The sequence below is a fragment of the Flavobacterium artemisiae genome, assembly GCF_042678225.1.
Lineage (GTDB): Bacteria > Bacteroidota > Bacteroidia > Flavobacteriales > Flavobacteriaceae > Flavobacterium > Flavobacterium artemisiae.
This window is the reverse complement of record NZ_JBHUDZ010000017.1, coordinates 135,482-158,242: the sequence shown is the minus strand read 5'-3', so window position 1 is coordinate 158,242 and position 22,761 is coordinate 135,482. Positions and strand designations below refer to the sequence as shown.

14 protein-coding genes are annotated in these 22,761 nt (G+C 33.5%); 1 reads left to right on the top strand and 13 read right to left on the bottom strand.

All coding sequences use genetic code 11. From position 1 onward, the window contains the following. Positions 1-112 precede the first annotated feature (112 nt). The 9 genes from ACFSC2_RS19590 to ACFSC2_RS19550 form a co-directional block, all read right to left on the bottom strand. Positions 113-1,177: a tetratricopeptide repeat protein gene (locus tag ACFSC2_RS19590; protein WP_379813852.1), complete on the bottom strand. Its 1,065-nt coding sequence runs from the start codon at positions 1,175-1,177 to the stop codon at positions 113-115. A 543-nt stretch (positions 1,178-1,720) separates the two neighbouring features. Then, a complete protein-coding gene (locus ACFSC2_RS19585; protein ID WP_379813853.1) occupies positions 1,721-1,864 on the bottom strand; it encodes a hypothetical protein in 144 nt (47 codons plus the stop codon). A gap of 49 nt (positions 1,865-1,913) precedes the next feature. Then, positions 1,914-2,498 carry an RNA polymerase sigma factor gene (locus tag ACFSC2_RS19580; RefSeq protein WP_379813855.1) on the bottom strand — a complete coding sequence of 195 codons (585 nt, stop codon included), beginning with the start codon at positions 2,496-2,498 and terminating at the stop codon, positions 1,914-1,916. Between the two features lie 325 nt (positions 2,499-2,823). Continuing rightward, positions 2,824-3,582 carry a glycoside hydrolase family 16 protein gene (locus ACFSC2_RS19575; protein WP_379813856.1) on the bottom strand — a complete coding sequence of 253 codons (759 nt, stop codon included), beginning with the start codon at positions 3,580-3,582 and terminating at the stop codon, positions 2,824-2,826. 68 nt (positions 3,583-3,650) lie between these two features. After that, positions 3,651-5,315 carry a family 16 glycosylhydrolase gene (locus ACFSC2_RS19570; protein ID WP_379813857.1) on the bottom strand — a complete coding sequence of 555 codons (1,665 nt, stop codon included), beginning with the start codon at positions 5,313-5,315 and terminating at the stop codon, positions 3,651-3,653. A gap of 11 nt (positions 5,316-5,326) precedes the next feature. Next, positions 5,327-6,928: a hypothetical protein gene (locus ACFSC2_RS19565; RefSeq protein ID WP_379813858.1), complete on the bottom strand. Its 1,602-nt coding sequence runs from the start codon at positions 6,926-6,928 to the stop codon at positions 5,327-5,329. Positions 6,929-6,940: 12 nt separating this feature from the next. Further along, on the bottom strand, positions 6,941-8,437 hold the full coding sequence (locus tag ACFSC2_RS19560; RefSeq protein WP_379813860.1) for a RagB/SusD family nutrient uptake outer membrane protein: 1,497 nt from the start codon (positions 8,435-8,437) through the stop codon (positions 6,941-6,943). 11 nt (positions 8,438-8,448) lie between these two features. Next, positions 8,449-11,511, bottom strand: coding sequence for a SusC/RagA family TonB-linked outer membrane protein (locus tag ACFSC2_RS19555; RefSeq protein WP_379813861.1), 3,063 nt, complete (start codon positions 11,509-11,511; stop codon positions 8,449-8,451). Positions 11,512-11,752: 241 nt separating this feature from the next. Beyond that, the gene (locus ACFSC2_RS19550) at positions 11,753-14,554 is read right to left on the bottom strand and encodes a triple tyrosine motif-containing protein (protein ID WP_379813863.1); all 2,802 of its coding nucleotides are present in this window, start codon (positions 14,552-14,554) and stop codon (positions 11,753-11,755) included. A gap of 192 nt (positions 14,555-14,746) precedes the next feature. Between ACFSC2_RS19550 and uvrA the strand changes: the two genes are divergently transcribed. Then, the gene (gene uvrA / locus ACFSC2_RS19545; RefSeq protein WP_379813864.1) at positions 14,747-17,542 is read left to right on the top strand and encodes an excinuclease ABC subunit UvrA; all 2,796 of its coding nucleotides are present in this window, start codon (positions 14,747-14,749) and stop codon (positions 17,540-17,542) included. 81 nt (positions 17,543-17,623) lie between these two features. Here uvrA and ACFSC2_RS19540 read toward each other — a convergent pair whose 3' ends face one another. The 4 genes from ACFSC2_RS19540 to ACFSC2_RS19525 form a co-directional block, all read right to left on the bottom strand. Continuing rightward, entirely contained in the window at positions 17,624-17,923 is a 300-nt protein-coding gene (locus tag ACFSC2_RS19540; protein WP_379818693.1) for a hypothetical protein, read from the bottom strand. Between the two features lie 236 nt (positions 17,924-18,159). Then, positions 18,160-19,812 (bottom strand): mechanosensitive ion channel family protein, encoded by a 1,653-nt coding sequence (locus ACFSC2_RS19535; RefSeq protein WP_379813867.1) that lies wholly within the window; start codon positions 19,810-19,812, stop codon positions 18,160-18,162. A gap of 94 nt (positions 19,813-19,906) precedes the next feature. Further along, complete coding sequence (locus ACFSC2_RS19530; RefSeq protein WP_379813868.1) at positions 19,907-21,376, bottom strand: oligosaccharide flippase family protein; 1,470 nt, start codon at positions 21,374-21,376, stop codon at positions 19,907-19,909. A gap of 77 nt (positions 21,377-21,453) precedes the next feature. Continuing rightward, entirely contained in the window at positions 21,454-22,734 is a 1,281-nt protein-coding gene (locus ACFSC2_RS19525) for a glycosyltransferase family 4 protein (RefSeq protein WP_379813869.1), read from the bottom strand. Between the last annotated feature and the right edge of the window lie 27 nt (positions 22,735-22,761).

The window sequence follows — 22,761 nt, the reverse complement described above, 5'->3', positions numbered from 1 at the left end:
GATTTTAGATTTTAGATAAAAAAAATGGATGAGTAAACTCATCCATTTTTTTTATTTATAAAGTTTAAAAAACTTAGAACCTTAGCATCTGAGAACCTCAGAACCTTAAACCTTACATTGTCGCTTTCAAGGCATTGTATTCATTTGTCATATCTAGAGCTCTGTAAACTCCTAGAAGTGTTTTGGTTGCATCTGTATTTTTAGGTTCTAAATTAATTGCTTTTTTAAGATACGGAATTGCACTGCGAGTAACATCATCTTTTCTGGCATTCAATTTATCGTATTTCTGCATTTCTGCTGCACTTGTACCTAAATTTGAAATTTCATCCATCAAATCTTTTTTCATCTGCAGTTTTAAATATGCCATATTAATGTAAGCATCAACGTAATTAGGATTTAATTCTAAAACATAATTATAACCTTCTTCTGCCTTAGCATATAGTTTTTTCTCCATATAAGAATAGGCAAGATTACTATTTACTTCAAGTTTTTTTGAAGGAACAGATTCTGTTCTAGGTTTCTCATAAAGCCCTTGCTGTATAGCATTTTCTCTAGCTTTTGGCGAAATAAAAACGTCTTCTTCTTTTGTTTTTTTATTTGTAGCCAAGTATAATACTCCTTTTCCAGAATAATTCAGTTTTTTTAAGGCTTCGTAATATTGAATGGCTTTGTCATAATCTTTTGCATTGATAGATGATGATGCTGCATTAAATAAATTCAGCGTATCTTTTTTATCAAACAAATATACTTTATAACTTTTCTCTGCGCTTTCTTTAAATCTACCTGCAGTAAAGTCAGCCATCGCACCGTTTACAAGGCTTGATTTCATTTCTTTTAAAGCGGCATTGGCTTTTACTGTAAATTTGAATTTTCCAGATTCGTTTTCGTATAAAAATACATCCTGATAAGATTGTGATGCCAAAGTAAAATTATTAGCAGCGTCTATATTTTTGGATGCTAGATCTTTATATACATTTCCTGTCAAATAATAATAATCTGACTTGTCCTCATCACTGGCATTGAGGATTAAATATTGTGCTTTTGTCAAAATTGCCAAAGATTCTTGGCTTTTCCCTTTATCATATAAAGACAATGCCTCTTTAATTTGTTCTTTTTGAGCAAAAGCTCCACTATTTATAAATAATAAAAGCGCTATTATTTTTAAATTCTTTTTCATTTTTCAATTAGGTTTAGTTGTTAATATAGATTTGGTATATAGAGAAAGCTTTTGACTTTTTGTGAATTGGCCAAATAACTTTTTAAATACTTAGTATTTAAACACTAAGTACACGACAACTAAAAGAGAAATAATTGAGAGTAGTTTTTCTTCATAAATTTTGGTTTTTGGTTGAAATTTTAAACTGGTTATATTTTTTTAGAAAATTAATCATTCTTATACGAAAAACTTCCGATTGAAGCATTTTACATGAATAAAAATTTACTTTTTAACTAAAATAGAATTAAATTGTAAATAAACACAAAAATATCTCTAAAAATATTAAATTTTAACAAATTAATCCAAAATCACACTAAAAACCTTATAATTTTTACTGAAGAAATTTAAATCTAAATCACTTACTTTGAGACAGATAGAAAGATTTTTACTTTAAAACCATAAAAAAAGCTCACTATTCGCATTTTTAATGCAAATAGTGAGCTCGATAACCAAAACGACCATTTGGTTTTTCTTAATAAACATCCGACAAAAATAGTGGGCTGCTTAATTAGCTATTATTTCAAAACTTTTTTCATTCACTTTGACTACCGTCAAGGCTTGTGAATAATTTAGTATAAAAGAAACAACTTCTTTTTTAGGTTTAAGATTTTGAGAAGCTAATGCTTTTTTTGAGTAAATTTTTGCCATACTATAAAAATGATTATAGTACTATAACGGGCTTATTATCAAAATAGTATTAGTTGGTTAAAATAATTTGATGTTTTTCAATTATTTTTCTCAAATTCATTAATGCATAACGCATTCTACCCAATGCTGTATTGATGCTTACGCCTGTAAGTTCAGATATTTCTTTGAAGCTCATATCCTGATACATACGCATTACAAGTACTTCTTTTTGATCTTCTGGAAGTTCTTGAATCAACTTTTTAAGGTCTAATTCTACTTGATCCAGAATCATTTTACTTTCTATTGTTAAAGTATCGTCTGACATGATAGAAAAGATAGAAAATTCTTCTGTTTCTCTATGCATTGGCATTTTTTTGGTTTTGCGGAAATGATCTACAATTAAATTGTGAGAAATACGCATAACCCAAGGCAGGAATTTACCTTCTTCGTTATAAGAATTGCTTTTTAAAGTTTTGATTACTTTAATAAAAGTATCTTGAAAAATATCATTTGAAATATCTCTATCAGCTATCTTAGAATATATGAAACCATATATCTTCGATTCGTGCCTTTTAATTAATGTTGCTAAAGCAGCTTCACTGCCTTCAACATAATTTTTAACTAATAGAGCGTCTGGAGTATGCAGATCAGCCATAGTACTACTTTTTTAGTTTCTGTATTAAAATTTGGAGTAAATTTTCTAAAAAGTAGTTTTTTTATATAGGCGATCTATTTTTGAGTTATGTTAATATTGTGACCAAATTTAACAATTTTTTATTTATAAAAGCAAACAAAAAATATATTAATTACAACTTAATGACTAATTGATATAAATTAAACTTAAATTTTACATTAGAAATGATAAAATCATTCTATGTCTTAATCAGGCATTTTAGAGATAAAAATAAACGTAAATAACTTACAACTAAAGCAATAAGACTTTACGTTTATTTCTAAATCTGAATTTAAATTACAATTTTTTATTGATATACGCGAACATAATCAATATAATATTTTTGGGGTAATACTTTATCATCTACATCTGGTCCGCCAAAATTACCTCCAATAGCCAGGTTTAAAATGATGTAAAATGGCTTATCAAATGGCCAGGTATCTTCATTTTTTGGCTGTGGGTTAAAGGTATAGACCAATTCTTTATCAACAAAAAAATCAATTTTATCTTTATCCCATTCGATGGCGTAAACGTGAAAACCTTCTTCAATATTAGGGAATGGTGTTCTTTTGGTATTGATGGTATTTCCGTGGCTGTCTTGCGTGTGAAGCGTAGTGTACACCATATGCGGATCGCGCCCTATGTATTCTAAGATATCTATTTCGCCTGTTTTTGGCCATTTTACTTCGTCAATATTTGCTCCTAACATCCAGAAGGCCGGCCATAATCCGTGACCGATTGGCAGTTTTGCCCTTGCTTCTATACGCCCGTATAGAAATTCTTTTTTCCCTTTTGTGGTTATTTTAGTAGACGTGTATTTATCGCCTTCTTTTCTGGCTTCAATAACCAAATTTCCGTCTTTAAATTCGTGGTTTTTTTTGGTATAAATCTGTCTTTCATTATTTCCGTAACCGCATAAATTTGGACAGCCGTCTCCCAGTTCAAAATTCCAAACAGATTCGTTTAAGCTTTTTTTATTAAAATTTTCTTCCCAAACGAGCTTTCTTTTTACCTCTTGGGCAAAACCAAAACTGGTTATAAGTACTACCAAAATTATTTTCTTCATAGAATTCTTGTATTAAAAAAAGAAGGCCAGTAACCAAAACTGGCCTTCTAAATTACTAATTAATCAACCTATTGATACACTCTAACATAATCAATCTCCATAGTAGACTGAGTGAAAGCTGGATCAATATTACCTCCCATATTACCTCCCATTGCAATATTCAAAATCATGAAAAAGTCGCTGTTAAAAGGTAATGATGCTGTATTTGCTAAAGTATGAATCAACACATCATCTGCGTAAATTTGTATGGTTTCTGCACTCCAAACTGCTTTATAAACATGAAATTCTGTTGCAACATTCGGAATGGTTTTAGAAGCTGTATTGGCATTTCCACCTGAACGACCAGGATAATGGAAAGTTCCGTGAACCAGATTCTGGCTGTTTCCAACATGCTCCATGATGTCGATTTCACCGCATTCTGGCCATGTTTTAGTTGCATAATTTTGTCCAAGCATCCAAATTGCAGGCCAAGTTCCTCCGCCTGACGGCAATTTGGCACGAACCTCAACTTTTCCGTATTTAAAAGAATATTTTCCATCGGATTTTAATCTTGCAGATGAATATTCTGCACCGCCGGAATTTTCTTTTTTAGCTGTGATTTTCAAAAATCCGCCTTGTACAACAATATTTGATGCTGAGTTAGTATAATTTTGTTTTTCGTTATTTCCCCAGCCGTTATCTCCACGACCTAAATCGTAAGTCCATTTTGTAGCATCTGGTGCTCCGTCTGTATTAAATTCATCAGACCAAACTAAATTAGTATAATCTGGACCGCTTGGATTTTGATTTGGAGGTGTCGTTGAAAAGATATGATACCAAGCCAACGCTGGGTTTCCGCCCATTACGGCTCTTACAACCATTCTAGTCGCTGTAATAGATATGATTTCGTAAGAACTTTGTCCTATATAATACCCCATGAAGCCGCCGTCAGCAAAGTTCATTGTTGTACCTCTGGTTTGTTCAGCATGTTTAGGATTAGACATAATAACCGATTCTGATGGACTTAACGAAACGTTTTTAGCACCTCCAGGATTATACGACACACATGTATCTTCTGTTAAAGCCGTTCCTGCAACACTTGCAAAATCTTTGTTGAAGAAAGTGGCACCGCCATTGTCTAATTGGAATTTCAATTGCTCTCCGTCTAAAGAGAATGTCAGTACGTTATCATAAAGACAACTGCTTGTTGGTGAAGCTGCTTTTTCAAATGCTCCTGCTTGATAATAGTTTGCATAGAAGTTTTTCTCCGCATCTCCATCATTTTGCCCTACTCCTAAATGTCCTGGTTCTCCTGCTGCCCAATACCATTTTTTAGAAGTACCGCCGGTTAACAATTGAACTGCTTGATCATCGCTGAAATCACTTTGTACCTCAACATCTATTGTTGTGTTTGATGCAGAACCACCTTTTCCGAAAGCGATAACAGTTACGGTATAGGTATTAACTCCCGTTTTAGTAAATCTCTTGGTTATTTTTCCGTTTGGTGCATTATCAGAACTTCCGTCACTGTATACATATTTATACGAAATAACATCATCTGCTGTGGCTGTAAATTTTACAGTTCCAGAACCGTCACCGTATGGAGTGTCTGTCGTTTTTCCTACTATCTCAGCTGTTACTTTAAGATTAGTAGGCGCATCTATTGATCCGAATGTATAATCATCTTTTTGACAACCCGTCATCAAGAGAATCGTAAATAGGAATACTATCTTTAAAATTATTTTTTTGCTCATGATTTCTTAATTTAATTGGATTGTTTGATATCATCAAAGTAATAGGTTTCTCCTAGCCCATTTTTTCCAAAATCTGGAAACAAAATTACTCTGTCATATTTAATACTGCTGTTAAAAGAAGCTGCGCTTGTAAGATCGAATGTCAGCACTTCCCAAGCATTGGCAACTGTTGTAAGCGCCTGCACTTCCAGATTAACACTTGGGTTTCCGTTTCCGTCTTTTGGAGAAGTCGAAAGTTCCATTTTATAGAGAATTGCCGCTCCCACTTTTGGCGACCAAACTGCTACTTTCACTTTAGTTCCTTTTGCAGCATCAAATGGGCTTTCAAAATTTAAACTGGCTCCTCCCCAAGTTTCTGCTCCATTCTTTTTATCCAATTTTACTACTTTATTAGAAACATTCAATCCAGTTTTGTTTGGATTTGTTACTACAGAAGCATCTACATTTCCAAATCCGCCCCAAGCATAACTCAATGTAGTTGATTCAAAATCTAATGGTAATGCTACCGCTTCTGCCGGAGTTTTGTAGAAATAAATATTATCAATAAATACTGTTCCGCCTGCGTTTGGTTTTGCAACCAATTTTAGCTGGAATATATTATTAACCGTTAATCCTTGGCTTGTAAATGCTGAGATAGGAATATCTAAACTTGTCCATTGATTAGCAGTAAGATCTTTTGTTACCGCTCTTTCGTCTGGTCCTGGTTTGATCAAAGAAGTTTCCAATTTTTCTAGGTCGGCTGTCCAAACATCCATGTGAAGGTATTCCATTCCAGAAACATCAATTGTTACGTTGTCTGCTAAAGCAATTCCTTGATAACTTAATTTGATATAATTCAATATTTTGTCTCCGTTTAAATCAAATTCTGCAAATGAACCTGATTGTCCCCAATTCGGATTAAAATTAGTACCTCCAATATCTGTATATTTAGAACTGTAAATAGAGATGACGTCACCAGCTTGTCTGTTAGGAGGTGCCGGCGCTGCAGTTGTTGGTGCCAAAATTAATTTTGCTGTAACTTCTTCTGTATGTTCTGTTGTTTTAACAGCCGCACTTTTAGAAACTACTCTAATGGTATAGGTACCAGCTTCTTTATAAGTATAAGATATCGGCTCACCGTTATTTGCCGAAATTGGATCTGGTTTTCCTGTTTCTCCAAAATAAACATCATAAAACAAAGCGAAATCTGCTGTTGCTGTAACGGTGATTTTTTTAGAAACTGATAAATCATTAGTAATTACAACTTTCAGATTTTCTGGAGCTCTAAAAGAAACTACCACTTCTTTCTCCACTTCAGTGGTTTTTCCGTTAAGTCCCATTGCTATAATTTTGGATTTGTAAACTCCTTCTTTATAAACGTGAGACACCGTTCCTCCTACGCCAACGTAATCAGAATCTGTGCTTCCATCTCCAAAACTAATTTTATACTGTGTTGCTCCTTCTCCTTTTGGAATAAAAGTTACTTTTCCAGTATTATCTTGTGTTACCGTAGCCAAGGCCGAAACGTTTGCTGGACTTGCAATTCCATCCAAATCAATATCGCCACTATCGTTTGAGCAGGCAATTAAGAGTGCAAAAACGAAAAGATTTATAATAAAATGTATTTTTTTCATAATTGATGTTTTTTAGTAGCCAGGATTTTGTGCCCAGTTTCCAGCAGCAAATTGAATTTCTTCAATCGGAAGCGGAAATAATTCGTTTTTATTCGCTTTAAAACCTGGAATTTTGCTCACTGCCTTTCCAGTTCTTACCAAATCAAAGAAACGATGTCCTTCGCCTAAAAGTTCTACTCTTCTTTCTGTTAAAATATCTTCTGTTAATTGTGCGCCTCCGGTTGTAATATCGTGTGTATTATCTCCAAAAGCACGTCTTCTTACCTGATTTAGATATTCTTTTGCTTTAACATCATTAATACCGCCTCTATTGTAAGCTTCTGCCGCCATTAATAAAACATCAGCATAACGAATGGCTCTGTAGTTGTTTGGATTTGTTAAATTCAAATCTCCCTGTGCAGCAGAACTTCTTTTTCTTGGCAGGTATTTTCTGTTGAAGTAACCTGTGTCTTCATTTCCTTTACCAAACGTAACTCCATTTCCGTTGTCATAAGAAGCATTTGCTGATGCCCACGCATTTATATCTAAAATGGCAACTGCTTTACGTTTATCTCCAGTTTCAAAAGCATCGGCTGATTCTTGAGTCGGAATATTAAAACTATATCCTGAAGAGAAAAGCGGGCCAGAATAATTTCTAATTCCGTTAAAACCAACTGCTACGTTTCCTTCACTACATTGAAGACATCCAAAACCTGCACCTTCAATATCGGTGTATTGTACTTCAAAAACAGATTCAGGACCGTTTTCTCCTTCAGCTTCAAACATGGCATTATAATCGGTAACCAAGCTGTATTTTCCAGAAGTAATTACACCGTCAAGAGCGGTTGCTGCCTGTGAAAATTTACCTTGAAATAAATAAGCTTTCCCAAGTAATGCAAGCGCTGCACCTTTTGTAGCTCTTCCTGTTTGAGATGCATTTGGAGACAAATTAGCCGCTGCAAAAGTTAAATCTGCTTCGATCGAAGCGTAAACATCTGCAACAGAAGCACGTCCGATAATTTTTTCGTCTCCAATTTTAAATCTCGCATCTCCTTTCATAGGGATCCCGCCAAACCATTTTACTAACTCAAACTGATAATACGCTCTTAAAAAACGAGCTTCAGCAATAACTTGGGTTTTCCCTGTGAAATCTGTTTTATCTTTAAATTCAAGAATATAATTGGCTCTTTGAACTCCTGCAAACATCCAGCCCCAGACATCTTTCAAATTGCTGTTTACTGGTGTGTGAATCATATCATCGATCTGTTGAAACCCGATTACGTCTGTTGGGCTTTCACCACCGCACAATGTATTGTCTGAAGCAATTTCGCCCAAAAGTACATTTACGTAAGTAGATTGAAGCAAATCATAAGCAGCAACCAAAGCGTTATCATATTCTTCTTTAGAATTGAAATAATTTTCAGAATCTATAGAATACGCTGGTTTTTCGGCAACAAACTCATCCGAACAAGAAATCAATGTCGAAAATAGTGTCAGCGTTATAATGGTTGTAAAGAAATATTTTTTCATTTTAACTCAAATTAAAAATTAATGTTTAACCCCAATAAATAGGTTCTTGGGACTGGATAGAAACCATAATCAATTCCTGCTCCAATAGGAGATTGAGAAACATTGTCTCTATTTCCTGGACCGAATGAAGCTCCTGGGTCAAAACCTTTATATTTTGTAAAAGTGTAAAGGTTGTTTACCTGTGCATAAAGTCTCAATTTTGTAATACCTGCTTTTTGAGAAATATTCGGATTTAAAGTGTATCCTAATTGAACATTTTGAATTCTAACGTAAGAAGCATCTTCTATAAAATAATCAGAGAAAACATTATTGGATGTTGCTCCTGTTGTAACTCTTGGCGTTGAATTAGAAGTTCCAACTCCCGTCCATCTGTCCAAAACATAATCTAAACGGTTGGCATCAGAAAGTGTTCTTTCGTAATTGCGTGCCATATCATTTCCGATAGAAGCATATGTAAACACTGCAAAATCAACTGCTTTATAGTTTAATTGTAAATTAAAGCCCATTGTAGCATCTGGAATTGGTTTTCCAATATCTGTTCTGTCATTAGAATTGATTACTCCGTCATTGTTAACATCTACATAACGAATATCTCCAGGCGAAGCATTTGCTCCTAATGCTATTTGAGAAGGGTGCGCATCAATTTCTGCTTGGTTCTGAAAAATTCCATCCGTTTTATATCCGTAGAAATATCCAATTGGTTTACCTACCTCCATTCTTGAAGGTGCCGGCTGACCTACTCCAAAAGCTCCTCCTTCTATAAAACCTGTTCCGTTTTTAACTTCTGTAACTTCATTTTTAAGGAAAGTAACATTATAACCTAAACTCAAAGTAAAAGAGTCTGATAATTTTTCTTTGTAATCTATAGCAAATTCAAAACCTGAATTTTTAACTGTACCAGCGTTAACCGTTGGAGCACTTGCTCCTGGAGCACCAATACCAGTGATTGCAGAAACTGGAATATTAGGAATTAATAAATCTTTTCTAGTATCAATAAAATAATCTGCTACAAAAGATATTTTATCGTTTAAGAATTTCATATCTAAACCGACATCAAATTTTTGAGCCTCTTCCCATTTAACATCTGGATTCGGTACTTGTCCTTGTGCTGCACCATTAACCAATGTTCCGTTAAAAACATAAGTTGCTTCTCCATTAAGTAAACCTAAATAGCCATAATTCGGAATCTGGTCGTTTCCTAAAGTACCGTAACTTGCTCTTAATTTTAAGAAATTAATGAATTTAGGTTCTCCAAAGAAACTTTCGTCAGAAACAACCCATCCTGCTGTAAATGAAGGAAAATAACCTGTTGTATTTCCAGGACCAAATCTAGTCGAAGCATCACGTCTTATCATTGCAGAAAGTAAATAACGTCCTTTATAATCGTATTGAAGTCTTCCGAAATAAGAAAGTCTTCTTTGATCATATACATAAGAACTGTTAGTCAATGTTTCTGAAATTCCTTTTGTTAATGAGATATCAGCGTTTTCCCAAGTATTATTTGGCACATCAAAACCAGTTGCTGTAAGTCCGTTACCCCATTGTTTGTAAATGGTTGTTCCTACAGTTCCTGTGATATTGTGTTTATCTGCAATTTTTGTATTATAAGTAGCAAAAAGGTCAAATGAATAATCGTTATCATTTACCGCTTTTTGTGTTACAGAACTTCTCTGTACGTCGAATACTTTTCCGCCATAACTGATTTGTTTTGCAAACTCTTTAGATTCGCTGTTTGCAGTATTAAAACCGATAGATCCCGAAAGCGTAAATCCTTTAAAGATTTTATAATCTAAACCAAAATTACCGTTCAGTTTTTTATAATTGTAATCGTTATACGTATTTTCAATTTGTGCCAGCGGATTTATAATTTCTGTTCCTAATCCAGTTGTACTTGGAACCAAGGTGTAATTTCCGTTTGCATCATAAGGATTTAAAGTTGCTGGTACGTTTAAAGCATTAAAAAGAACCGAACCTAAACCATTTTCGTTTAAAGTATTTCTAGTGAAATAAGTGTAAATTACATTTGATTTTAATTTGATTTTATCACTTAAATCTGCACCAAGAGCAATTCTCGCCGTATTTCTTAAATACCCCGATTTATCTCCTCCAACAATACCTTCTTGATCTAAATGAGAACCACTAACAGAATAAGTGATTTTTTCTGATCCTCCAGAAATAGTCAAATCATTACTAATAATTGGCGCCATCTGAAACACTTCGTCCTGCCAATTTGTTCCGTTTCCTAAACTACTTACATTAGGATAAGGCAATGCTCTTCCGCCGTTAGCATAACTTTCATTCAATAAAAGAGCATATTCTGTAGCATTTAAAGTTGGAAGTTTTCTAGAAGTTTCTTGAAAACCAGCATAACTGTTAAAAGAAACTCTTGTTTTAGAATTCTTTTTACCCATTTTAGTTGTCACTAAAATAATTCCGTTTGCTCCAATAGTTCCGTAGATTGCTGCCTGCGCATCTTTAAGAACGATAATGGTCTCAATATCATTTGGATTTAAAATTCCTAAATCCCCAACATAACCGTCAATAATAACCGTAGGCTTGTTTTCACCATTTGTGGCTATCCCACGAATACGAATGTCCAAAGGTGCACCCGGCGCACCCGATTGTGTTGTAACATTTACCCCTGCAATTGTTCCTTGTAAAGCTTGTTCGATTCTTGCTGGTTTCAAGAGATCAATAGTTTTACTGTCCAAGACCGCAACTGCTCCGGTAACTTCTCTTTTCTTTTGGCTACCGTAACCAATCACCACAACTTCATCAAGTGATTTGGCGTCGTCTACCATTTTAACAGTTACTTTGGTTCCAGAAACAACAACTTCCTGCGTTCGAAAACCTATATAACTGAATACGATTGTGGTTCCTTTAGGAACATCTGTTAATTTAAAAGTTCCATCAAAGTCAGTGGTTGTGCTTTTTGATGAATTTTTAACTTTTACATTTACCCCAGGTAAAGATAATCCTGACGCGTCTAATACTGTTCCTGTCACATCTAGATTCTGCGCAAATGCAAAAGATGTAAACAGCAGCAGTACTGTTAGTAATAATTTAGATTTCATAATTAGTTAGTTTTTATTGAAGTCTAATTTATTTGTTCTATTTCAGAATGCTTTAAAATTAACCTCAACAAAAAACATACATCATAAAAAATATAAGCTAAAATTCAATATGTGATAAAAAAATGCCTTTAAAAACGATAAATTCCAAATGTTAATTTTATTAACACTTTTCCAGAAAATCCCTTACGAAAACCTTAATGTTGTGGTAATGTATAGTTTTTTTGAACCGATTTTTGAGCGGCTATACAGCCAAAATGTACTCAACCAAACCAATTTCATGCTTTAAATCCATTTTTTTGCGCAAACGGTATCTTTTTATCTCTACACTTCTTACTGAAATGTTAAATAACGGCGCAATCTCTTTTGATGAAAGATTAAGCCTGAGATAGGCACAGAGGCGCAGGTCATTTGGCGTTAACAACGGATGAAGCTGTTTAATGCGTTTTAAGAAATCTTTGTCGGCATTATCAAAAGCTTCTTTAAAAACTTTCCACGAATCTTCTTCAGTAATATTGTCATTAATGGTTCTAATAACCGATTTGATGTTTTTATTATCATCTGGTGTCGTTTTCTTTAAATCTTCTTTAATGAATGCCAAAAGTTCGTTTTTGCTGTGAAGACTCATCGTCGAAACCGCCAATTCTCGATTTTTATTATCCACATCTTGTGACAATTGTTCGTTTCGAAGTTTCATCAAAAGCTGTTCATTTTCCAATTCTTGAATTTCCAGCAAAAGATTATTCTCTTCTATAAGCTTAGCCTCTTGTTTTCGATAAAAGTTTTGATAGGCTTTATTGATAAAATAACCAGCCGTTAACATCAATAAAATATAAATAAACCAAGCAAAATGAGTCAAATACCATGGTTTTAAAATTACAAAAGTATATACGGCTGCATTCTCCAAAATGGTATTAGCATATTTAGCTCGTACCTTAAAAGTATATTTTCCAGGCGGCAGGTTTTTAAAATTGATTGTCGCTTTATTACTCCACTCACTCCATTCGTTCTGAAAACCTTCTAAAAGATATTGGTACTCCGAATTAATATATTTATTGTATTCGGGAACGGTATAATTAAATGTGATATTATTTTCGCTTGACGCGAAATCGCCTTCAGACAAAAGTGGTACATTTTTCAAATTTTCATTTTGTTTATTAATCGCAATATCTGTAATAAAGACGTTGTAATTTTTAAAACTCAAATCATCAATATTCAAAGTATAATAACCGTCAGTCGTTCCTATTAAATAAACCGATTTTGAGATCTGCGTAATATTTTCATAGCCAAGCATCGAATTGGTTAAAGAAGATGGAATCGGAATAATATTTTGTTTCAATTGACTGCTCAATTTACTGGCGGAGAAATAATGAATATAGTTTTTAGAAAAAAGCCAGATTTTGTTAGAATTGTCAACGATTAATTTACCAGAAGTATATTCGTCTTTTTCAAAAATAGAACTCAAAACACTGTCTTTTTCAAACTGTCTTGATTTTCTGTTGAGTTTAAAGATTCCGCCTTTATAAGCATAATAAATCGATTGGTTGAATTTCGTCAAACTCGCATTATTCCCTTTTTGTGGCGATTTATAAGTAAAAAAATCGGTTGTTTTGGTTAAGTCTTGATTTAGTTTTATTCTAAAAATTCCTTTGTATTCGTGGCTTACATACACATCAAGATTATCACCGATTTCAAAATAACGGGACGAATATTCAAAACCTGCGATTTTATTTTTGAAAATCCATTCTCCGTTTACTTTTTCTAAAATCGAAAGTCCATAATAGTTTCCTTGAAGCAGCTGATTTTTAGAATTCGGAATAGTCTCAAACTTCCAAGTTCCAGAATTCAAAAAAATACTTTTAGCCGAATTTCCTTTTATTACAAAAGTCCCAGAATCGTGACCGCAGAAAATCGTATTATCGTAAACAAACAATGACCACACTTGGCCTTTTGTACCGCTTATAAATTTAAATTCCTCATTACTATGCTGCTTTCTGCAAAAAAGACCTTGATTCGTTCCGATATAAAGCATATCGTCAAAAAAGGCCGAAGCATAAACCGTTCCGAGTACACCAGAATCATCTGTAAAACTATGCACCGGCGATTGTACATTAATACAATTGATTCCGTTATCAAGTCCTGTCCATAAGTTTTGGTCCTTATCTTCAAAAAGCGACAAAACCGTATTATTGCTCAAACCTTTACTCTGCGTAATATGGTATTTTATTTTCCCGTCAGCATTCAAAATAAAAACACCATTTGACACTGTTCCGAGTGCAAAACTCCCGTCTTGAAGTTTTTGACTGCTGTAAACAAAACTAGATTTTAACGCATCATCTGCTTCGGTAACAAAACGAGTCAGATTGTTTCCTAATAAAGTGTACATTCCGTCAAGCTGCGTCTGAATCAAAAGCTTATCGTTTATCGGAAACACATTTACCATCGTAAACTTTTTAAGTGTCGGATGATCCGAAATCAGCTTCGCTTTCCCGCTTTCAATTTCAAAAAGACCTTCTTTAAGCGTCTGAAAATAAATCGCATTTTTGGTCGCAAACGATTTTACAACACCGTTTTTAGGCGCAATAATGGTAAACTTTTTTGTTTTGGTATCATAGATATAAATTCGGTTTAAGGATTGAAACAAAACCCATTGATCGTATTTTAGAATATTCCAAAACTGTTCGTCATCTAAAATTTTATGTTTTATAGTGTCACTTAATGAAGTATAAAGCAGTTTTCCATTAGATTGTCTCGACCAATAGCCAAAATTCATATAACAGCCCGTATAAATTTTATCTCCAATTACTTTTACAGATCGAATAATGGTTTCGTTTGGCGCCGGATAAAGCTCCCAATTGGTTCCGTTAAATTCTAGAAGACCTTCATCATTTGCAAAATATAGAAAATTCTGCTCGTCCTGAGACACCATCCAATTTTGATTTCCCGCTCCATAAATCGAGGAAGCATATTTAATGATCGGCGGAAATTCCTGCGAAAAAACAACAAAACAATATAAATAAAACAGTATAGAAAGTTTAGTTTTCAAATTGGTTCAAGGTTAGTTTATTAGTAATACAGTTCTAAAATAACTTAATTTAAGTAGATACCATATGTTTTTATTAAAAAAATACAGAATCAGATTTACCATATTTAAACATCATTTAGTTAAAATTTGGAACATTTTCATTAACAGAACTCAATTCAAAATTGATTACTTTTGTAAAAATTGACTTTTTGTATGCAGATTGATCTTTCTACACTAGACCCAAAATCAAATATTATCATTAAAGGTGCGCAGGTACATAATTTAAAAAATGTAGATGTTGCCATTCCTAGAAATAAACTTGTTGTCATTACCGGACTTTCTGGTTCTGGTAAATCGAGTTTAGCTTTTGACACTTTATATGCTGAAGGACAAAGACGTTACGTCGAAAGTCTTTCGTCTTACGCTCGTCAGTTTTTAGGACGTCTTGATAAACCAAAAGTAGAATATATAAAAGGTATTGCACCTGCAATTGCCATTGAGCAAAAGGTAAATACGACGAATGCACGTTCTACTGTCGGGACTTCAACAGAAATTTACGATTATATGAAACTGCTGTACGCCAGAATTGGTCGTACCTATTCTCCTGTTTCTGGACAAGAAGTCAAAAAAAATACGGTTACCGATGTCGTTGCCGATGTTAAAACGCTTCCTTTAGAAAGTAAATGGCTTTTATTAGCTCCTATTCATTTAGAAGAAGGAAGACTTTTAGAAGACAAACTAAAAGTACTTTTACAGCAAGGTTTTGCGCGTATTTTGGTTGATAACGAAATGGTTCGTTTAGACGATTTTACGGCTTCAGATATGCATCAATTAGACAATAAAGACATATTATTGATTATTGACCGTATTGTTGTAAAAGAGGAAGAAGAGTTTTATAACCGTCTAGCGGATGCTGTACAAACTGCTTTTTTTGAAGGAAAAGGAATTTGTTATTTACAGGAATTAAATGCAGAGAAAAGATTTTCTTATTCTAATAATTTTGAGCTTGACGGAATTACATTCTTAGAACCAAACGTTCATTTGTTTAGTTTTAATAATCCGTATGGCGCGTGCCCTGTCTGCGAAGGTTACGGAAACATTATTGGTATTGATGCCGATTTGGTTGTTCCTAATACTTCTCTTTCTGTTTTTGAAAGTGCCATTTATCCTTGGCGCGGGGAAAGCATGAGCTGGTACAAAGACGAATTGGTCAAACACGCTTATAAATTTGATTTCCCTATTCATAAACCTTATTTTCAGCTTACTGATGAACAAAAAGATGTTCTATGGACGGGAAACAAGTATTTTCAAGGTCTAAATGATTTCTTTAGAGAATTAGAAGAAAAAAATTATAAGATTCAGAACCGTGTAATGCTTTCTCGTTATCGTGGCAAAACAAAATGTCATGTGTGCAAAGGAAAGCGTCTGCGCGAAGAAGCATCTTACGTAAAAATAAACGGAAAAACGGTTTCCGATTTAGTCGATCTTCCAATTAAACATTTGGTTACTTTCTTTAAAAATATCGAATTAAACGTTTACGAACAACAGATTGCAAAACGTTTGATGGTCGAAATCAATAATCGTTTATCGTTTTTAACCGAAGTTGGTTTAGATTATCTTACTTTAAATAGAAATTCTGCCACACTTTCTGGAGGAGAATCACAGCGTATTAATCTAGCAACATCACTGGGTTCAAGCTTAGTTGGTTCGATGTATATTTTGGACGAACCAAGTATTGGACTTCATCCAAAAGATTCTGAAAGATTGATAAAAGTGCTTCTTTCGCTTCGCGATTTAGGAAATACGGTTATTGTGGTTGAACATGATGAAGATATCATGAAAGCAGCCGACATGATTATCGATATTGGTCCCGAAGCAGGAACTTTTGGTGGAAAACTAGTGGCTCAAGGTACTTATGATGAAATCTTGCAATCAGATTCGTTAACGGCAAAATACTTAAATGGGGATTTAGAAATTTCGGTTCCGAAGAAAAGACGAAAATTCAAAAATCACATTGACATTGTTGGTGCAAGAGAAAACAATCTAAAAAATATCGATGTTACTTTCCCTCTAGACGTTCTGACGGTTGTTACGGGAGTTTCTGGAAGTGGAAAAAGTACTTTGATCAAAAAGATTTTGTTTCCTGCCATGCAGAAAAAACTAGAAAGTGCATCTGAAAAAGCAGGTCAGTTTACTGAAATAAAAGGTTCATTTTCGCAGATTAAACATATTGAATACGTAGATCAAAATCCGATTGGGAGAAGCTCTCGTTCCAATCCGGTGACTTATATCAAAGCTTATGACGATATCCGTGATTTGTATGCCAAAGAAAAACTATCGAAAATAAGAGGTTATCAAGCTAAACATTTTTCTTTTAATGTTGATGGCGGCCGATGCGAAACTTGCAAAGGAGAAGGCTCTATAAACGTCGAAATGGTATTTATGGCCGATGTTTCGCTACCGTGTGAAACCTGTGGCGGAAAACGTTTCAAAAAAGAGATTTTAGAAGTTACATTCGACAACCAAAACATCAATGACATTTTAACGATGACGATTGATGATGCGATTGCATTTTTCGAAAAAAACAAACAAACTAAAATCACCCAAAAATTACAGCCTTTACAAGATGTTGGTCTAGGATATGTTCAATTAGGGCAATCTTCTTCTACTCTTTCTGGCGGAGAAGCACAACGTATTAAATTGGCATCCTTCCTCGTAAAAGGAGCGACAAAAGACAAAGCATTATTTGTTTTTGATGAACCAACAACGGGACTTCATTTTCATGATATTAAAAAATTATTGGCTTCATTTGATGCTTTAATAGAAAAAGGACATTCTATCATTGTAATCGAACACAATTTAGATTTAATAAAATGTGCCGATTGGATTTTGGATTTAGGACCAGAAGGCGGTGAAAATGGAGGACATCTTCTTGCCTCAGGAACTCCAGAAGATATTGTAAAAGTAAAAGAATCTGTTACAGGAATTTATTTAAAAGACAAATTATAATTCTACTAAAAAAAGTAAAGCCATAAATTACATACGGGGGTGTGCAATTTATGGCTTTTTTTATTTTCTAATTTTTCAAATCTAAGCTACAAGACATCTTTCTTCAAACGGAAAACCATCTTCATCTATAGCTACTAAAACCTTTTTTTGTTTTGAAGCTTCAAAAGTTAAATACAGCCATGCAAATGACCATAGTCCTAAAGTCAAACAAAAAATCATAAAATTCAAACTGTGGTTTACTACTTTTCCTCCTTTAGAAAGGACAGCAAAAAGTAATTCATCATTTCGCTCCTCAAGCGTAAATCCATTACTCACTTTATTCGATATCATCTTAGAAAATACCTGCATGCTTTGTTCCTGGTTGAGCTGATTGCTTTTCATAATAATTCCTCTAAAATTAATCCACATTCTACAATTCTTATTTCAATTCAATTTTGGTGCAAAATTATCCCCTAAGTAAAAACAATACAATACCTACATTTAGGTATTTTGTTAGTTTTTTTCAGGTATTTTAAAAGAGCGCTGCAAAATTTTCACTCTAAAGTTAAATTTAATCTAATTAATTACAAAATATTTAACTGTTAATTTTGTACACTTAACCTCTCAATACCAATAATTTAACTTTTTGATTTAATATTAAATGCAGGTGCTTCGTAGTCTTCTTTTAAATAATCTGGCGGAATTGTTGTAGTATTTCCTTCACGGAGCGCTGTGTAGTGCGGCGACATAATTTCTATTCCGGCAGCATTAAACGAATCTTGAATATTTTGATGCAACAAAGAATAAATTCTTGGCTGTTTGGTAGGCTCCATAGTGTAAACATTGATTTGGTACGAAACATAAAAATCTTCTAAACTGGTCTGAAGCACAAAAGGTTTTGGTTCTTTCTCTGTCAAATCTGTTTTTAAGGCTGCTTCTATAAGAGCATTATGAATATCTTTCCAAGGTACATCATAGCCAATTGTAACTGTAGTATGAATTAAAAGACCGTTTGTTGATTGTTTTGTATTTGATGAATAATTTGTTGATGTACTAGATAAAACAGTCGCATTTGGGATTGTAATGTCTTCAAATTTTGGAGTTCGAATTCGAGTTACTAAGGCGGTCTTCTCAACTACTTCGCCACTGGCATCCCCAATTTTAATATAATCGCCAACTTTAAACGGACGCATATAGGTTATAACCAAACCCGCCACCATATTCGCAATGGCATTGGAAGATCCGAGTGAAAACAAAACACCCACAAATACAGAAACTCCTTTAAATATAGCTGAATCAGATCCCGACAAATACGGAAAAATAATCACCAGCATAAAAGCATACATTAAAAGCCGAATAATATTAAAGGTCGGAAGTGCCCAATCACTGTAAAAACCATCGATTTTTATATTTTCTGATTTTATTTCTTCGAAGAAAAACTTAATGACTTTCAGCGAATATTTAAAAATGATAATGATGACAATTATAGTAAATAGACTCGGCAGAAATCCGACAAATCCCATGAGAGCCAATTTTGCCGGTGTCAGAATCCACCGAAGAAGCATGGTTGTATATTCTTTTGTAGCAGGAAATATGCTGAATAAAATAGGAAGCGACAGATAAACGACTTCTATGAGAGTAATAATTTTAATGAATCCGAAGAATTTAAGAAAGAGAAACTGCTGTTTTTCTGGCGATAAAAGTTTTATTGCTCCGTAATTAACCCCTTTAAAATAACGCTCGTTGTTTTTGATAATATACTTTTTAATGGAATTGAAAATTTTTCCAACCAAAAACAATACAACGCTAATAATAAGAACAAGCAAAGCCGTATAAGCAAAACGTTTGGGCAATTGCGAATAATTCTCGTTTTGGTATATAATAGCATTTTTGATTTTAGCAAGATTACGATTGGCCAGAGCAGTAACAGTTAGATTTTCGGCTTTGGCATCAGAATCTAAAATAGACATAACTACAAGATCGTTTTTGTAAACAATATCCAACGATACATCTGAAGGAACAATTTTGATTGAATCTTTCTCAAAAAAAGATTCACTGTAAAGTCTCTTTACTTTATCTGTAATATATTGTGCTCTTTCTTTGGCCGAAAAAGAACCTACTTTACTGTAAACATAAAAAAGTGTGTCTTTGAAGGGACTAACCGGATATCCTTTTAATTTTACAACACTAGTTGTTTTAACAGAATCTTGTCGAATACTGTTTTGAGCAGCAGTTTCTAAAGAATTTAAAAACAGGAAGAAAGCGAATAAACTAAGTAATTCTTTTTTCATATACAGCTAGAAATAAATTAGTTATACTTTCTAACAAATATAAAAACAAAATTCTTACGTTTTCAAAACGTGTTGATTTTTAGATAAATAAGTATTAAATATTAATTCCTATTTTCTTTAAAAGAGAATCAATTACATTATTAATGTCAGGTGAAATTTTAAACCTGTAATTTAAATAAAGGTATAAAATGGTTACCAAAAACGATTTTAAAGCAATACTTATCAATTGGAAAAAGGGAAATTCCCAGAAATAAAACAATAAAAATAATGCAAATGTCAACAGTATTGAATAAATCGTCTGTTTGGTAAATGGGTATAAATGCAGTTTTTTAACCACAAATAACAACTTTGCTAAACTATATAAAGTAATAGATAAAAGTGTGGCAAAGGCAGAACCGAAAATTCCGAAAATTGGAATAAAAATCATGTTTAGAATTACTGTCAAAACTACCAGCATTAATCCTAAATACAATACCATTCTGTAATATTTTGTATTGAAAATAATGGCATTGTTGTTCCCTAAAATCAAATCAAAATACTTTGAAAGGCCAATCATGAATACAACTGATATACCGCCGCTGTATTCCTTTGGAACCAATTCGTACAATTGCCTGATATTTACAAAAATACAAAGCATTACAAACCCGCCTACCATCTGAAGATTGATAGATGTTTTTTTATACAATCGATTTAATTCTTCGTGTTTGTTTTCGTGCATTAATTTTGCCGTAATCGGATACACAATTTGGTGCATCGCGCGACTCGGAACCGAAATTACCAAAGCGATATATGTTGCAACTGAATAATAAGCAATGTTCTCAATCTTCATATATTGATTTAGCATCAATTTATCGCCGTCCAAAAGTAAATTGGCAACACTTCCTGACAGAATAATATAGAAAGTATATTCCATAACGCTTTTTACGTTTTCTGGAATTGTAATCTGAAAGTTCGGCTTTTTGATATAAAACGCATAAAACATTGTAACCAGAAAAGCTATAAAATAAATGGCAGCCGTTACATAAACAAACTGTACCAGAGAAATCCAATTAAAATACAATCCTAATAAAGCGAATGTTGAAAGGAGTCTCAATCCCACTTCTTTAATAAAATTTCCAAAAACCGAATGCATATGCACTCTCGCCCAAGCATAAAATATTTCGAAATATGCCATACAAATTCCGATAAAAGGAATTAAAAGCATAAACTCACGCACTACAGGGTTTTCTTTCGAAACAAAATCTGTTATATCATCATAGAAAAAGATTCCGATCAATCCCAGAGGAATACACATCAAAATTGGAAATAAAGCTGTAAAAGACAGGAATTGTTCTCGTTGTTCTTCTGTTTCGTATTGCGAATAGAATTTGACTAGAGTATTCTGCATCCCGATCGCGAACAAAGGCATGATGACATTTGCTGCAGAAGTAATATAATTTGTTAAAGCGTAATAAGTCGCTCCTAAGAAAACGGGGTATAAATACAAGGTATTAATGGCGCCGATTGCAAAACCAATGTAAGTAATTATAGTATTTTTAAAAGACTGATTTAAGACAATGCCCATTTCTTGATCGCAGCGTTAAGATTGTAGAGTTTAGATTTTTGATTTTCTACTCTCTTTTTTATTTTAATATTATTATTTTAATGAATCAGCTGTGCTAATTGTTTGGTTAGGTTTTTACGTGAATATTGTTGTAAACCAACGCCATGTGCTTGTAATTTCCCTTCCAAAAACTGATTAAAAAAGTCCAAAATTACACTTTTTAATCTTGCTTTTTCAGAATAATCAAAAAATACTCCTGTATTTGTCTGCGTTACAATATCGGCAAAATCAGAACCCTGCGGACCTATTGCAATTATTGGCCGATTTGACACCATATATTCAAACAATTTTCCAGGAATAATGCTCTTAGTATCTTCAGAATTTATTTCGATCAAAAGCAAAACCTGTGATTTTCTCTGATGCGCAACGGCTTCTTGGTGAGAAACATACCCTAAAAGGTTTAAATAATCTTTTAATTGATGTTCTTCAATTGCATCTAACACTTCCTGACTTACTGCGCCAATTAATTTAATTTCTAAATGTGATTTAAATTCTGGAACTTCTTGCAAAAGTTCTACCAATACTTCCCATAAAAATGGCGGATTTCTATCGGATAGAAAAGAACCAATATGTGCCAAAGTAAATTTACTGTCCAAAGTCTGTTTCTCGACAGTTTCTACATCGTAACCGTTTGTGATTACTGTAATTGGTTTACTTGTAATAACTTCAAACTCTGTTTTTGTAGTTTTACTGGTAACAATAATTTCATCGGCAGCATTTAAAACTTTATGTTCTAAAGATTTGTGTTTTTTTGCTGCGTAAGAAGACAATCGAAGTGCTTTATGATAACCAATCGTTGTCCAGGGATCGCGAAAATCGGCAAACCATTTTACTTTTAATTTCTTTTGTAATTCTAAACCAATCAAATGCAGACTGTGCGGCGGTCCAGAAGTTACAATCGTATCAATATTATTCTCCTGAATATACTTTTCTAAATAAGAAACAGAAGGTTTTACCCAAAAAACTCGTGCGTCTGGAATAAAAAGATTACCGCGAACCCAAAGAAAGGTTTTGTCTAAAAAAGTTTGTTTTTTCTTCTGCGGAAAAATTCCAGAACTGATTTTTTTGGTTTTATTTTTTGAAAAAACAGAAGCCAGCTGATAAGGCTCCCAAATTTTATTCTTTAAAACAATAACTTTGTCTGATATTTCACCAACCAAACCTTCATCAACAATTGGATAAGTTGGATTTTCTGGAACATAAACAATAGGCTGTACACCAAATTCTGGCAGGTACTTTACAAATTTCAACCAGCGTTGTACACCAGGGCCTCCCGCAGGCGGGAAATAATAGGTAATAATTAAGAGTTTTTGTTCCAACTTATAGTTTTAAAAAGCGGCTTTTTA

Excerpts from the sequence above, each read along its gene's own strand:
- ACFSC2_RS19565 (WP_379813858.1), bottom strand. The coding sequence starts at position 6,928 with ATGAAAAAAATACATTTTATTATAAATCTTTTCGTTTTTGCACTCTTA.
- ACFSC2_RS19555 (WP_379813861.1), bottom strand. The coding sequence starts at position 11,511 with ATGAAATCTAAATTATTACTAACAGTACTGCTGCTGTTTACATCTTTT.
- ACFSC2_RS19560 (WP_379813860.1), bottom strand. The coding sequence starts at position 8,437 with ATGAAAAAATATTTCTTTACAACCATTATAACGCTGACACTATTTTCG.
- ACFSC2_RS19530 (WP_379813868.1), bottom strand. The coding sequence starts at position 21,376 with ATGGGCATTGTCTTAAATCAGTCTTTTAAAAATACTATAATTACTTAC.
- uvrA (WP_379813864.1), top strand. The coding sequence starts at position 14,747 with ATGCAGATTGATCTTTCTACACTAGACCCAAAATCAAATATTATCATT.
- ACFSC2_RS19570 (WP_379813857.1), bottom strand. The coding sequence starts at position 5,315 with ATGAGCAAAAAAATAATTTTAAAGATAGTATTCCTATTTACGATTCTC.
- ACFSC2_RS19575 (WP_379813856.1), bottom strand. The coding sequence starts at position 3,582 with ATGAAGAAAATAATTTTGGTAGTACTTATAACCAGTTTTGGTTTTGCC.
- ACFSC2_RS19590 (WP_379813852.1), bottom strand. The coding sequence starts at position 1,177 with ATGAAAAAGAATTTAAAAATAATAGCGCTTTTATTATTTATAAATAGT.
- ACFSC2_RS19535 (WP_379813867.1), bottom strand. The coding sequence starts at position 19,812 with ATGAAAAAAGAATTACTTAGTTTATTCGCTTTCTTCCTGTTTTTAAAT.
- ACFSC2_RS19585 (WP_379813853.1), bottom strand. The coding sequence starts at position 1,864 with ATGGCAAAAATTTACTCAAAAAAAGCATTAGCTTCTCAAAATCTTAAA.
- ACFSC2_RS19580 (WP_379813855.1), bottom strand. The coding sequence starts at position 2,498 with ATGGCTGATCTGCATACTCCAGACGCTCTATTAGTTAAAAATTATGTT.
- ACFSC2_RS19540 (WP_379818693.1), bottom strand. The coding sequence starts at position 17,923 with ATGAAAAGCAATCAGCTCAACCAGGAACAAAGCATGCAGGTATTTTCT.